The organism is Candidatus Omnitrophota bacterium, assembly GCA_028715965.1.
Lineage (GTDB): Bacteria > Omnitrophota > Gorgyraeia > Tantalellales > Tantalellaceae > JAQUQS01.
The window spans coordinates 67,004-81,066 of record JAQUQS010000001.1 but is presented as its reverse complement, the minus strand read 5'-3'; the positions used below and the strand labels follow the sequence as shown (position 1 = coordinate 81,066).

The 14,063-nt window shown below is 50.0% G+C and carries 9 protein-coding genes and 2 tRNA genes; all 11 read left to right on the top strand.

From position 1 onward, the window contains the following. The first annotated feature begins 53 nt into the window (after nucleotides 1–53). Nucleotides 54–488 carry a hypothetical protein gene (locus PHH49_00445; GenBank protein ID MDD5487422.1) on the top strand — a complete coding sequence of 145 codons (435 nt, stop codon included), beginning with the start codon at nucleotides 54–56 and terminating at the stop codon, nucleotides 486–488. A gap of 23 nt (nucleotides 489–511) precedes the next feature. After that, a complete protein-coding gene (locus PHH49_00440) occupies nucleotides 512–958 on the top strand; it encodes a PilZ domain-containing protein (GenBank protein ID MDD5487421.1) in 447 nt (148 codons plus the stop codon). A gap of 17 nt (nucleotides 959–975) precedes the next feature. Beyond that, the gene (locus tag PHH49_00435; GenBank protein ID MDD5487420.1) at nucleotides 976–1,335 is read left to right on the top strand and encodes an FMN-binding protein; all 360 of its coding nucleotides are present in this window, start codon (nucleotides 976–978) and stop codon (nucleotides 1,333–1,335) included. A 92-nt stretch (nucleotides 1,336–1,427) separates the two neighbouring features. Then, nucleotides 1,428–2,189, top strand: coding sequence for a hypothetical protein (locus tag PHH49_00430; GenBank protein MDD5487419.1), 762 nt, complete (start codon nucleotides 1,428–1,430; stop codon nucleotides 2,187–2,189). A gap of 83 nt (nucleotides 2,190–2,272) precedes the next feature. After that, nucleotides 2,273–2,593, top strand: a complete 321-nt coding sequence (locus PHH49_00425) for a hypothetical protein (GenBank protein ID MDD5487418.1) — start codon at nucleotides 2,273–2,275, stop codon at nucleotides 2,591–2,593. A 127-nt stretch (nucleotides 2,594–2,720) separates the two neighbouring features. Further along, nucleotides 2,721–2,894 carry a hypothetical protein gene (locus tag PHH49_00420; GenBank protein ID MDD5487417.1) on the top strand — a complete coding sequence of 58 codons (174 nt, stop codon included), beginning with the start codon at nucleotides 2,721–2,723 and terminating at the stop codon, nucleotides 2,892–2,894. Further along, a complete protein-coding gene (locus PHH49_00415) occupies nucleotides 2,894–3,067 on the top strand; it encodes a hypothetical protein (GenBank protein MDD5487416.1) in 174 nt (57 codons plus the stop codon). Before PHH49_00420 ends, PHH49_00415 begins: the two co-directional genes overlap by 1 nt. 117 nt (nucleotides 3,068–3,184) lie before the next feature. Next, nucleotides 3,185–3,258, top strand: a tRNA-Gly gene (locus PHH49_00410). A gap of 1,392 nt (nucleotides 3,259–4,650) precedes the next feature. Further along, entirely contained in the window at nucleotides 4,651–13,197 is an 8,547-nt protein-coding gene (locus PHH49_00405) for a metallophosphoesterase (protein ID MDD5487415.1), read from the top strand. Between the two features lie 571 nt (nucleotides 13,198–13,768). Next, nucleotides 13,769–13,844, top strand: a tRNA-Thr gene (locus tag PHH49_00400). A gap of 106 nt (nucleotides 13,845–13,950) precedes the next feature. Beyond that, a partial coding sequence (locus PHH49_00395; GenBank protein MDD5487414.1) for a GTP-binding protein occupies nucleotides 13,951–14,063 on the top strand: 113 nt, incomplete at its 3' end.

The window sequence follows — 14,063 nt, the reverse complement described above, 5'->3', positions numbered from 1 at the left end:
TGCAAACAGACCACACATCTGGTAATCTTTTACTTAAACACATACGGTCATTTATGAAATTTCGGATAGATAAAAAGTGGAAAAAAGCGTTCAAGAGTATCTATGCGGTAAGTATAGGCATGGGACTGTGGGCGGTAGACGCGGGATATTATTCGTCACTTAAGGTATATCCAGGTCTCATACTGGTGACAAGGCTTTTTTCAGTTCTTATATTTATCGGATATCTTCTTGTAGTTATGGGGTTTGGCAGCGATGAGGATGAGGGAACGGGTACGAGTCTGTACGCGGGTATGTCCATGTCCGGATTGGGTAAGATCGGTTTCTCCGAAAAGAACCTGATAGCGAGCAATAAAAAGGATGGGGAAGAGTTTGTTTCATTCAGATTGCCCCGGCCCGAGGGGGATAAGAAGGTTATCACGTTCTGTCTTGTAGACGGGGTGGTCCAAAGTTGGGATTATTGCGAGCCTAAAAGGGGCGTTTACGAATAATAAAGCCGGAGGGGGCTTAGACGATGAAAAAATGTCCATTCTGCGGAGCGGAGATCATCATAGAGGCCGTTAAATGTAGATATTGCGGTGAAACGGTCGACGCGGAAGCCCTCGAAAAGATGAAGAAAAGCGCGTCTTCGGATTTTGAAAGAAGAAGAGGCAAAAGGGTTTCCAGGAAGATAGTCGTAGGATTCAGGGAAAAGTTCTCCCCGGCCTGGGACATGGTGACCATACATAACCTGGGCGTGAATGGCGCGCTTTTCTATTATGACAAGAAACTTGCCGAAGGGACCCTTGTCGATCTGAAAATAAATTTCCCGACTTTCGAACGTCCAATTCTTTGCTCGGGAAAAGTAGTACGCATACAGAAGGACACGAACGCGCCGGTATATCTTCTGGCTGTGGCTTTTATGGACCTTGGGGAGATGGAACGGGAATGCTTGAGGAGATATACCATAGAAGCTGAATAGGAAAGGCCATGTGTTAAATGAGGACACGGGTGAAGGTAGTAGTCGTTCTGACTATGGTCTGTCTTTTGCTCCATGTGGGAGCGTTTGCCGGGGACAAGGGGTTTAGTGACATCCCGGACGGGGTATACCGGGGAGAGGCTGAGGACTACGGAGGCCCCATCCTCAAGCTTGATGTTACGATAAGTGGCGGTAAGATAGTCGATATCAATGTGTTGACGGATGGGTGGGAGCCCTATTTTACGCAAGGCATTGATGTGATCGATGATGTGATAGACCGCCAGAGCGTTGATGTCGATGCGGTAACGGGTGCGACCATTACCAGTAAAGCCATACTTGACGCTATTGAGAGCGCTATATCTTCTGCGCGTAAAAAGTAAAGTTCATTCAAAAATAATACTTTATTTTTACGCTATTCTGTTGTACAATAACCTTGATAGAGCAATAAAAAGGTTGCTTTACGGGAGGCGGGATGTACTGGAAGACGGCAATAGGATCTGTGATCATTATCACTGTAGCTTTTGTGGGTCAGGTTTCGGCAAAAGAGACCATAAACGTAGTTTCCACAGAAGGCAGTGTAAAGCTCATAAAATCCGGGACTAAGGCAGGCATAGCCTGTATCCCCGATACACAGCTTGAAAGTGGAGACTGGCTTTCAGTGGGGAAAGCTTCGAACGTTGTAGTGGCATTTGATGACGCGAGGAAGAACCTTACGAAGATAGAGGAGAATACGTTAGTTGAAATAAAGGATGCGGCGCCTGATATCATAGAGCTTTTCAACGGTACGATAGTGGCTAACCTTCTTGGACTTTCCAGCGGACAGCAGTTCGTGATGCGCACCCCAAGTGGTATTTGCGGGGCCAGGGGCACAGGTTGGATGGTCGCGACCGACGGGTTAATGACGAATGTGAACGTTTACCAGCATGATGTTTTTTTTCGTGGGTTCAATCCTGACGGTTCGCTTAAAGAAGAGGTTACGATAGGAGAAGGGTACAGTTGCGATATAATCAAATATGGCGACCCGGGGCCCATCAGAAAGACCGATGATGCGGTTCTCGATGCCTTGAAGAAAACAGCCAACGACCTGAAGGGGGCTTCTGGTGCTGGTAGGGAGAGCGCGGGCTTTGGTGAAAAAGCCAGGCATGGGATAATCATGGTCAATGGTGTCGGGGTGAACGTTGACATAGTGGACAGGATAGAGCGCCTCGACGAAGAGAATATAGATGAACGTTGATCCGCGGATACATGATATGAGTTGATCGTTGTGCCCACCTATGAAGGTGGGTATTTTTTTGTGGGACTACAGGAGGTGGATGTATGTTAAAAGGACAGGAGCGTGTACTTTTCGGATTGGCGGTCTTGGTCATATTGGTCTTTTTTTCCATGACAGATATCGCTGTTTCGGAGGATAGCGGAACAGATGGTATGTCGGCAATGGGCGAGTTCGCCACCGAGGGGAACAGCACGCTCGAGGACCTGGGAGATGGAGAGTACCAATCTACGGATGGTTCCCTGATGCTGACGGAAGAAGAGGGTGATGGTGCTTTCGAGGATATGGCGACCGGAGATCTCTATGAGGAAGGTGCGGGCGGAGAATATATTTCCATGGGTGGAGAAGATCCCAGGGATATGGATTAACGGGGACGGGTTGATCGTATACAAAAAAAGAGCGGTTCTGCCGCTCTTTTTTTTGTGCCTACTTGACAAGTATTTATACTTGTTGTATACTTATTTTATACTTGTTGAATACTTTTTAGGAGTTAGCATGCCCGTGAGTAACTATTTCAAATTCAAAGCGACCGTATCTGACAGAGGCCAGATCTTCATACCAAAGGCTCTTCAGGGATATTTCGGTATACATAACCGGGATAAGGTGATATTCGTTGTTCAGCATGACGGAAGTGTTGTTTTCAGAAAAGTAAGGAAAGGGGAGGAATAATGCCGGGAAAACTTCACATGCACAAAGTCACTCTAAGTGAAAGAAAAAGAGAGAAAAAAAGGACGGAGGATGGAATGAGGAGGGCGGTCCCCAAAGAGGCTATAAAACATGCCTTTGACTCTTATTACAGGGATCAGGTAAGGGCTCTATATAAGAGGGTTATAAACAGCTGAAAAACAAGTGCTGCCAAACTGATATTGCGCTGATATCGCTCTTACTTGGGTACATTATTGTTGACAACCCATTGAAATGATGTATATTAAATCATGTAAAATGGTCGCTACATAAGGGCGAGCGTAGCACAATGGTAGTGCAGAAGCCTTCCAAGCTTCCTACGTGGGTTCGATTCCCATCGCTCGCTCCATATCTTATCTGGGGCCTACGGCCCGCGTAAACTCACTCAAAAATCATGAAAAACGGGGGTTTTTCTTTATTTTCTCGTTCGTGTACGCTACTCGCGCTGGGGCTCCTGAAAGTATAGGCAGTAGGGGCAAAGCACGTTGGCCCATCGGTCGCTCGGGGGACCTCGCGACACGCCTTCGGACATTACGTCCTCAGTTGCTCGCTCCATATCTTATCTGGGGCCTACGGCCCGCGTAAACTCACTCAAAAATCATGAAAAACGGGGGTTTTTCTTTATTTTCTCGTTCGTGTACGCTACTCGCGCTGGGGCTCCTGAAAGTATAGGCAGTAGGGGCAAAGCACGTTGGCCCATCGGTCGCTCGGGGGACCTCGCGACACGCCTTCGGACATTACGGTCGAAACCTCTCCAGGATTTCGACATTTCCCGGGAACCATGCCCCAGGTCATCCTCGGTCGGTCTACCCATATCTTATCTTAGATCTACGGCCCGCGTAAACTCACTCAAAAATCATGAAAAACAGGGGTTTTTCCTTATTTTCTCGTTCGTGTACGCTACTCGCGCTGGGGCCCCTGAAAGTGTAAACAGTAGGGGCAAAGCACGTTGGCCCATCGGTCGCTCGGGGGACCTCGCGACACGCCTTCGGACATTACGTCCTCAGTTGCTCGCTCCAGTTTTCACTGGTCGGCCATTCGGCCCGCGTAAACTCACTCAAAAATCATGAAAAACAGGGGTTTTTCCTTATTTTCTCGTTCGTGTACGCTACTCGCGCTGGGGCTCCTGAAAGTATAGGCAGTAGGGGCAAAGCACGTTGGCCCATCGGTCGCTCGGGGGACCTCGCGACACGCCTTCGGACATTACGGTCGAAACCTCTCCAGGATTTCGACATTTCCCGGGAACCATGCCCCAGGTCATCCTCGGTCGGTCTACCCATATCTTATCTGGGGCCTACGGCCCGCGTAAACTCACTCAAAAATCATGAAAAACAGGGGTTTTTCCTTATTTTCTCGTTCGTGTACGCTACTCGCGCTGGGGCCCCTGAAAGTATAGGCAGTAGGGGCAAAGCACGTTGGCCCATCGGTCGGTCCACATTTCATATGGTTTATATCCTGGGGACAGTTTACTGCGGAAAGCATATCCCCGGGTTTAAAACAGGTTTTGCCTTGGAAATAACGATAAGGGATGGACAGGGGCCAAGCCCGTGGAGGTAGGATCGCCCAAAAAGTAGAAATATATCTATATATTTGCCCCATAATACAATATAATTTAACAGCAATGTTATATAGCGTTTTGTTAAGGATACAAAAGACGACCAGCTTTATTTTGAGCTAACCAATGAAAATGGTATACTATTAGCGGGTTAGTGTTATAAATACTAAGAAAGTCAATAGTATTATGGAATATTTAGAAAAAGCAGGAAGGTATTTCTGGGGAGCGAACTCTACCATCCGTAGAGCTATACATTGGATGGTGGCTGCGGTCTTTTTTATCAACACTATATCTTTTCCTCCCGATACGGCACATGCCTACGAACCGGATTCCCATGATCTTCAGGTACAGTCAATATTCAAGCCCATAATAAGCAGTCCCGATGTCGAATACGAGAACCAGCTACGGATAGAGACCGCCATCATATTGGCTTCGATCATCAGGAAGTTCTCCGAAGCGTGCGAGAAAAGCAAGGACAGTGCTTATATCAACGCGCAATTGCCATCCCTTTCCGAGATCAACGCGGAATTAGATAAATGGTTCACGACCATAAAAAGGGACAGGCCCTCATCGGATCGGGCGCGCATATTGCGTATAGTCTCGGATCCGCGCGCGATATATGATCCCAGAGAAACGGTTTTTATGACTACCGTTGATGTTGAAGTGCTCTGGGGAGAGAACAGGGGGAAGAAATTCCGCTTTAACTCATATTATAACAGCATAAATGAAATGCAGAGTGATGAAAGTAAGCTGTCCATAGAGCCTGTTCCCGTACAGGAGAGTATCCGGCGCGCGGAAAATGGATATTTCCAATCTGAGCTTCCTTTTCCTGAACCCGTAAGTTATGAGCCGTTAGATGTCGAGGTGAAGGTCGAGTCGGGCGAAGCCCGAAGGGTAATGAAACCGTCCGAGGAAAAATATATACTTAACGCCGGTGTCCTGAGCGGGAAGTACCTGAAAGGGCTGTCGGATACAAAGCGCCTGATATTCGCCAGGAGAGTGACCGGCAAGACCCCTATTCCCGAGATACCTGCCATGCTTGATTCCAGGATAGGCCTTTACGTGCACGATGTCGAGACAGATAGCATGATAGAGATAGACCGCGATCTGCTGGCCCCGGAGAACAGCGCGCTGTTGTCCCTTGATCCCCAGGTCAAATTCCTTGAGGACGCAAGGGTGCTCGAATACAGAGGGCGTATATATGTTTATCTTACGGCTGTAAGAGAGGTCGAGAGGAACGGGGAAAAAGAGGTTGAGTGGTATTCCGCGGTGACCTCACATGACAGGAAAGCGCTTCTTGGGAATGTGGCGAAGAAGCTCAAGGGTGAGGAGTTCAGTTGGGAGTGGACCCCGCTCAAGAAACTGATAAATGACGGGCCATGCGCCGGACAGAACATAAAGAATTTCGCGCCTTTCAACGCGCCGTACAGGGACGAGAAAGGCAGGAGGGTATGGTACGCGTTATATCGTCCCGAGGAACGATGGAATTCCACGATACGCCTTGCGTGTTCATATAAGGGGCCGGATGGTCCCTGGCAGGATATGAGGGAATACAAGTCCGTGAATTATCCTGATATAGGCTGGATAGGGCCTTCAGCGTCGGTACACGGGGCCAGAAGTATCCCGGAATGTCCGTTCGAAGTGGTCTTTTATCACAGGGGAGCCGAATATGGGCCTAAATATTACGATGTAAGGGCCTTTATCATCGACAAAAGACGGCCAAGCAGGTTCACGGAAGCGGTCGTTTTCGCGCCGGAAGACAGGCAGTATGACATTGATGGATGGATAAAAGGGGTTGTTTATACGACCGGAGCTGTTCTTAAGGACTACCAGTACCTGCCCGAAACGGGCGAACATGTGCTGGACATAGATGTGTATTATGCCAGGGAAGATACCGATGTCTGGATGAGGCCGGTCAGGATGGTCGTACGGGATAAAAAGGGGGCATTGGAAAGTCTTGAGAAAAAGCCGGTATTGTCGACCAAACGCGCCGTGCCGTCTGTAGGAGAAGAGGGGGACAGGTGGAAAGCGGATGGCATAAAAGGACCTTTCACGGTCAATGGCAAGAACTATTTCGTATCCGAGATAAACGGGTATGAGGCCATGACGAAGGCCATTAATAAATGGTTCGAAGGAGTAGGCGAGGGCGGCAGGGATTTCGATAAGGAACAATTGATGATATCCATAGCTCCGGCTGAAGAAGATGAAGGAAGTCGTTTCCTGGTAAGGATGATGGATGAGTCCGGGCGCATGATAGGTCTCACGGTATGCGGCAGGAGCCCGATAATGGTGATGGACGAAGACCTGAGGGGTGTGTATGAAGGATATCTCGGGGACTATCTGGAAATTGAAAGTGGATACAGGGGCATGGGGTTGGGAAAGATACTTCTGGCGAAATCCGTTGAGAGCATAATGACACGTCTTGGTTATGTCGATATCCTTAACGGCGGCGAAGAGAGCAGGACCATGTTCGAGATCATGGATATCGACAAACCCATAATGGTGGTGCATCCCGCGGATAGTGACGCGGAAAGGTTCTTCAGGCGGGGGGACATAAGGTTCAGGAAAATAGATGATCCGCAGGTTGAGTATATAGACAGCAAGGACGACAGGAATTACAACCTGTTCTATGTGATCTCATGGGGAGACGCCATGGACCTTGTAGACGAGGTGAGGGGCATGAACGGACAGGATATTTCACCCCAGATGCTATTGCCTATACCGGGATATCCGGCGCCGGCGTATTCGACCGTGCCCCAGATAGGGAAACAGTACGATGTGGAAAATATAATAATAGGAGAAGGGAAGGATGGCCCGGACTCTATCGGTGTCATGGTATCCGAGAAAGATAGCGTGTTCACGGAAAAATTCGTACTGCATGTGACGGATAAAAGCCCGCCGGTCAACAAGCGGGCAATAGTTGAGAACGCGATAGATAACAAAGATCTAGTCGGTGCCATGATGAACGCTTTTCCTGATGACGTACGGGTCGTGTTCTATGCTGAGCTATATGGGGACATGTTCGGTCTCGCCCACCCGGGAGGCAGTATTATAGCAATAAACAAAGAGCTTTATCCGGACAGGTTCATGGCGGTGATCCATGAGATAGGGGAATATCTTGTGTCCAGCGGGAAACTGGCCTTGAGGTTCGATAAGGCGTCAGAAGAACTATACGCGACGGTAGACGGCGTCCAGTTCGGCCCGATCGATGTTTCAGATGCTATGGACGATCTCAGGGATAATGGCGAGGTGTGGTTGGAGAACGACCAGTACTGGTTCGATAGGGAAAAGAACCAGCATTATCTTTTAAGGATACTACAGAGACGCGTTTTTGAGGATATTGACAGAAGGCTCACGCGTAGCATACGCAGTATAAGCGCCGAAAAGGCGTATGATGCCATGATATACCCGCTCATCGCAAAAGGCGCGCGGCGATTCTCGGCATTAGATGCCGAGGTAAGGGAGATATTGATATGGGCAGGGGTGGACGAGGACCTTGTCGAGCTTACGAACGCTATGGGGGATGGTGCCGGACATTTCTTCGAGTACAGCCTAAAAGGAGTACGCAGGTTCGGGGCAGGGTTCATCGCGGCGCATTGGGCTGAGATGCTCAATGCGGGGGTACAGGCCGAGGATAACGCGTGGCGACTTTTCCAGGAAGGGTTTCCCGGCTCGATCGGTATTGAGATAATAAAGGAGCATTGGGAGGAAATCCAGGATATATGTGCCAGGGCCGGGAGGAATTCCTGTTATGTGCTCAGCGATGGTCTGCCGATCTTCTATAGCCTGGATTCAGGATTTCTTGATGAGATATATTCCAGCCAGGATCCGCAAAAAAGAGCGGTATATCTGGCCAGGATAAGCGATGTGCTCATACGAATAGCTGAAAAGGCCGGGGATGGGACCCAGGGTCTTTTCACCATTGGTGATGCAGCCACCAGGCACGCTTACGGTCCCGACAGGTTCGAAACGGGGCTTATATGCGCGTTCAATGCGGCCAGGGTAGAGGGGGATCTCGATGCCACGCTTGAGCGTTTTGAACGAAGGGCCATGGACATGCTTAATATGGGCAAGGCCGCGGGGGACAGCCGTTCGGCCGGAGATATTTATTCCAGGGGTATGAGCGCTTTGAAGAGGGCTTTTGGCGAGGATTTCATAAAGGAGTACTGGGAAGAGATCATGGTGATAGGAGGTTCCCTGGAGCATGGGGTCGCGGTACCTGTCCTGGAAAGTACCTTGCCGGCGATAGGATACATGATAGTGGAAAAGGGGGATCCCGTAAGGACAAGAGAGAACCTGGTGAGTTTCGGTAAGGACATTATAAGGATGGCCGCGGCCGCGTATGGTGATCCCGATGGGGCGCACATGCTGTTCGATAGAGGTATACCCGGTATGTTGCGGGCGTTCGGAGAGGAAAGCGTGCGGGAACACTGGCAGGCCGTGGTGGAAACGGCGGTCATCGCGGGAGAACGTTCGGGATATGTATTATCAAAAGGGCTACCCATGTTCGCGGACGATCTGCGGGCAAATAGCAGCATGGCGTTCGAAGTCGACCTGATCGAGATCGGGAAAGGCCTTTCGGAATTCAGTGAGGCGGATACGGAACTTATACCGTATATGTATCAGGTGCTGCCGTTCTTCATGGACCAGATCACATCGAGAGATGCCCCGGGGTACATCAGGTTGAGACTGAGGGCGCTGGGAAAACAGTTGTCCGCTTTGGGGGCGGACGCCGGAACGGCCAAAAAAGAGTTGTTCGCCGGCATTGAGAACCTTTTTTCCGTATATGGCCGGTGGAGTGTCTACAGGGCATGGCCTGCTCTGAATAGAACGCTTCTTTCCATTTGCGGTAATAGTACGGATTATAACAGGCCCAAGATCCTGGGGCTTATATTGGGACGCGGATGTTTGGAGGCGCTTAAGGAACGCGGAGCCGACCTGGTGGACCATATGGACTTTTATAACACCATAATAAAGGAGCGAAGGTCCCTGGCCTTTAACGTACTGGAGGGAGTGACCGAGGGGATGGCTTCAGGCATGCTCCCGGCGGTGATGTCAACGGAAGATAAGAACGCCGTTTTGCGTTTTTCCGGAAGGATGAACGGTTTCTCTCCGCTTTTATACAAGATGTACCATGAAAAAGGCGAACAGGTCCTGGAAACCCTTGCCGGGTTCGCCGAGGACGTTTCAATAGATGCGGTGGGAAAAGCGGAAATAGACGCGTTCCTTACCTCCGACATGTTCGCCGGATATGATATGCCACAGAGAGAGGAGATGTTGCTTGCCGCCGTGCAGATGCGTATCCCTCTTTCCGGCGCGTCTTTTGTCAAGAAGGGCGAAGTGCTATCCCTTCTAAGTAGAAGGATATATTCCGGTGACAGACGTAATGATGTCCCGGAACCACTGCGTAACAGGGATTTTGGCGACGGGGAAGAGGACGCGATACCGATAGTACAGTGGAGGCTGAGGAAGGGTGAAAAGGTAGACCCGGATAACAAGATAAGGGACATGCTGTCGGTCCTGAGGGCTAGTGCAGAGGAGGATGAGGCCGCGGCACGTTACCGTGACCGGGAAAAGTTCCTGGCGGCGCTTGAGGCGTTCTTCTCCTCCGGTGGGGACGCGTCCAAACAGGAAGAATGCCTGAGAGCGCTCTGCCTGTTCGCGTCCCATGATGAGGTAATAAGACAGAAGGTCAACGCCGTTGAAGGGGCGTCATATTATGATCTTTTGCTCATAGAACAGATCTTTTCCGATAAGGATAACCTTGGGGCCATTCTGAAAAAAGAACTGAAGGAGATCGACCAGGACAAGCTTCCCCGCCAAAAATTGCTGGAAGGCCGGAAACTTTCTGATCCGAACGCGGTCAAGAGGACCGTTACCGGTATATGGATGAGCCGGCAGGCTGACGAGGCAAGACGGGCATCACTGAGTAACGTACTTACGGGGCTTGATGCTAATGAGGTAGAGGACAAACTGATAAGCATAATAGAGATACCGGAACTCAAGGGCCTTATAAGGGATATAATGTTATCCAGGCCGACGTTCAGGGCCATGGCCCATAAAGATATAATAGAGGAACTCTTATCCGGGACGGTCGAGATGATATCCCGGGAAAGGGAAAAGTTCGACGAGATCAGCGACGAACGTTCCTCAGTACTTGAGTTCAGGGTGGTGAAAGGTATGCCTCACGGGTTATGGGGGCTTAATGCTGGTGTGTGCGTGGCCCAGGACGACAGTCTCTGGGAGAGCGATAAATTCTTCCTTCTGGAAATGTACGATACCAGGAACAGGCGGGTAGCGGGATACGTTCATCTTGTAGAGGCGGAAGTGGGCGGAGAGAAAGTCCTCACGGTCCCGGGGATAGAACCGAGTACCGAATATCTTTCCGAAGTAAAGGCGCGAGAGGTATATCCTCTCATAGAGAAAGCGCTTTTGCGCATTAAGGAAGCCGGAGGGTACATGCATCTTTGCCTGCCTACCCTTGATAACGAAGGGAACATAACTTCTAACAGGTCCGATATCGTAAAGGTGGTGTCAGGCCGGTATGGTGAGCCGGTGGTCCTTCCGGATAAAATATACTGGAACAGCACACCCTCGCCTTATCCTTTCGATATCGTCTGGGAAATAACGGCGCCTGTTGAAAACGCCGCGGCAAGTGAGGCGCCGATCGCGGAAGGGGAAGATGCGGACAAGAGGCCCGCGGCCCCTCCCAGGGGGGAGAAACGCGAAGAAAAGGATGCGGATGTTCCCGCGCAGGGATTATCCGCATTGTGGGAGTATGAGGAGATCCCCCGCGTAAAACCGCTAAGTGGCGTGGATAGGCGTGTGGTCGTAGTGGGGGATATCCACGGGGACCTGGATGCGTTCAGGAATATACTGGAAAATACTGGTGTCATAAAGAGAGGTGACGACCCCGATGGGAAAGAGGATATATGGACGGGCGGAGATGCCTGTCTTATCCAGGGCGGGGATGTGGTTGATAGAGGAGAAAAATCCATTGAGGCTTTCAAGTATTTGCGTATGCTGCAGGTGAAGGCCAATACCGCCAGTGGCCAGGTTGTAAGGCTTATAGGGAACCATGAGCTCTTTTACCTTTATAAACATGCCAGAGGCAGATGGAAAGGCCAGGCGGAGAGGCTGCGGAGAGAGGATATGATCCGCGGGTTCAACGAGGCGTTATGGCATAACGACAGGGAACTTGTCGGGATGATACGGGAGGATATCAGGAACGGTAACCTTATCGGGGCGTATTCTCTTGGCGGTAAGGTGTTCACGCACGGGGTCATATTGCCGGGGCTTGTTGACGCGTTCCAGGCGGAATATGTCGGGGATATAAGTGATCCGGATACTTTCTCGTATGCCGTTAACGATACGCTCAGGGACTCCGCGCGTAGTAACAGGTTCGACAGCGTGATATTTAGCTCGGCGCCCGGGATCATTAATGATAATATCTGGGGCATAGCGGATTATTATTTTTCCAAAGTGAGTCTTCTGGCCATGGACTGGATGCCGTTTGATGAGGTGGTTTTCCATGATCCGCACCCGTTCCAGGAAGAGGGACGTCTCGGGGTCATAACGGATAGCGATGGAGAGAAAAGCATAGTGGACGTGGATGTGGGTATGACAACGAGCTATGGGTCAGGCCGCGCGGCCCTGGTCTTCCAGGAAGGCCGTGTCCTTGGGGCATATCCCAAGCTGGGAAGGGAATATACGGCGCCGAATGTAGGTAGCGGTCTGTTAAGACTGGTCAAGCAGGCCAACGAGGAAAGGCATAAACAATATGTCGAGAACCTTAAGGATAAACTCGAATATCTGAACAAAGAGTCCCTCAGCCTTTACAGGGCGGTAGTAAAAGGCATGCAGGATATCGCTAAAAGCGCTGAGGAGGGGGAGACTCTTCCTCCGGTAGACATCGTGATCGATGTATCGCTTGTATCCAAGATAGAGGAGGATGTAGACGCCAATGCCGAGACCCTGGCCTATCTCATCATGCTATGCGGATGCATGAAGAACGTTAATTTTATCTTTACCAGGGGGATGAGGACAAAGGAAGGCCTGGGGATGGAAGAACTGCCTTATGATGTTAAAAGGCTGATGGATAGTTCCCCTGATCCCGGGGAGTTCATGGATAAAGTGATCAAGACCATAAGGGAGGGATCTTTCCTGTTCGTCGATGATGATATAAGGGCTGGGCTTCTGGGCGAGGGCCTGCCTGAAGGTGAGCCCGGACGCGTACGCGTTAAGGGCGAGAAGGAAAAGATGGGTTCACCAGAGGGCATAGAGGTGCCTATTACGTCCACTTATATGCTCGAATGGATAAGGGACGAGGAGATGGAACTATTGGACAACCAGTATCCGGTAGCGCTTGAAGGTCCGAACAGCGCCGCCAGTTCACAGGTCAATCTGAATAATTTTGAATCGGCTTTCATGATCGGATTGGCCAAGGCCGTATTGGTGGCCGCTGAGCGCAGGGTCAGGGAGGGGGAAAAGGGCGCTAGTGAGGACCTGGCGGAAATAAGGCCTCATATCGTATCAAAGCTTAAGTCCCTTTATCTTGAGGCCCGTGGAGAGGATAAGCTTACAGATGAGATAGTGGGATATCTAATAAGCCAGGACGGGGTACAAAGACTTAACAGGGCCCTTGAATGGTTCCTGCCGCCTGTCGGCATGGTAAATATCAACGCGTTGACAGAGCTACACGAGCATATCCAGGAATTCCTCAAGGCCGCCTAAGGCATCCGGCCTCTTTCTCCGGGGAAATATCTATGGGGTCATAACAGGTCGCTCACAAAGGTCCCATTTAAGTTTAATTAAAGGGACCTTACCATAAAGCCATGAAGTAGAAAGGGAAAGCTCAGGGGATGGGGGACTTTTGGGCTAGAGCAACAACCAGCGTTTTGCCCCCTGATGTGATTAATAGGAAAGAACATAATGTATAGCTTGGAGGGGGGGGCGGGATACGCGGGCCCCTTCGATAGATATGCCGCGTACAAGGACCGGGTATGACAAGAACGCTATTGGTACTTATCCGGGGAGGTATCAGCACGGCAAGGTTCTTGCCCTGAGTGGTCTTGACCTTGTAATGGGAGACGCCTGCTAGCCCGTTTCGGTGCCTAAAAAACCGTCAAAATACAAAAAAATACAAATACTGCTTGACATAAAAAACTTTTTTGATAAAATCTATACTCCGACATTTCTATAATACTATGCAATAGATGGTATTAACTTACTCAAATGCTGACGTAAGTCAAGCAAATGGGGAAGTTTACTGTCTATTAATAGTATATAGAAAAATTTTTTGGTCGCCCATGTAGCTCAGTCGGTAGAGCACGTCCATGGTAAGGACGGGGTCGCCGGTTCAAATCCGGCCGTGGGCTCCAGGCAAGGAAGTCCCGGATGGTTGCGGGAATAAATATGCGAAAAACCCTCGAAAAAATAAGTGCAAAGGAAAGGATATTTCAAAGCACTAATCCAAGGAGGTAAGTGATGGCCAAGGAAAAATTTGAACGTAACAAGCCGCATCTGAACATTGGAACGATAGGTCACGTTGACCATGGCAAGACGACGTTAACGGCAGCGATAACGACGTACCTGGCGAA